Here is a 1,016-nt window from a genome sequence, read left to right as displayed (position 1 = left end):
CTATCACTCTTGAATTTTTTATCTTTTACGTAGGATTTCACCTCCCATTTGTCGAATTATTATATATACAGCATGAAAATATTTTTTAAGGAGGAGGAAATCCTACATGTACCAGCTTCAATTACTTTTAAATATACCTGAACTCTTTACTTCTCTGTCTAAAATTGATTTCTATTCTTCTATGTTTGAAAATCTAGACCTGTCTTCAATACCTGAATTCCCTTCCTCTAGTCCTGGCCGTAAGGGTTATTCTCATCATGCAATGTTTAGAGCTTTTATTGTTATGAAAGCTGAAAGATTCGGTACAATTTCTGACCTTTTAGATTATCTCCGCAATAATCTTATCATTGCTCATCTTTGTGGCTTTAACATTTTCAAACCTCTTCCTTCTTATTGGACTTTCCGCCGTTTTATTAATGAGTTCTCTCATGATTATTTGACCTCTATCTTTCAAAATCAAGTCAATATCCTCAAAAATATGGGTATTATCTCTGGTGAGTTTATTTCCATGGACTCTACCCCTATTAAAGCTAACACTAAGTTAAATAACCCTAAGTCTTTTTCTAAAAATAAATTCTCTAAAGATAATCAGCCTAAGTCTGATAAGGATTGTAAATTAGGCGTTTATTCTGCTTCTAATGATTCTTCTAATAAACGATATAAGTTTTATTGGGGCTATAAAAATCATATTATTGTTGATGCTATCTCTTTATACCTATCGCTGAAACTACTACTCCTGCTGATGTCCCTGATTTTGATGTCGCTTTGTCTTTACTTGCTGATACTAATAATTGGTTTAAACTGACTGGTACTAATTTTATCGCTGATAAAGGTTATGACGTTAAGAAACTCTATAATTATGTTAGAGATACTCTCCATGGTCATTGTTTTATTCCTCTTAACAAGCGTAATTCTAAAAATCCCCCACTGACTGATGATGGTTATATCGTTTGTGAAGCAGGTATTAAAATGCTCAAAGACGGCAAGCAATATTTTGATGGTTTTATTAAGCAAAA

The 1,016-nt window shown here is 32.5% G+C and carries 1 pseudogene; it reads left to right on the top strand.

What is annotated here, in order from left to right:
* Positions 1–106: 106 nt before the first annotated feature.
* Positions 107–1,016, top strand: a pseudogene (locus M663_RS14415) (transposase); the annotation flags it as partial.

The organism is Thermoanaerobacter sp. A7A (genome assembly GCF_000445185.1).
GTDB lineage: Bacteria > Bacillota > Thermoanaerobacteria > Thermoanaerobacterales > Thermoanaerobacteraceae > Thermoanaerobacter.
Note: the sequence above shows the minus strand (reverse complement) of the source record. Positions and strands in the feature narration are given on the sequence as shown.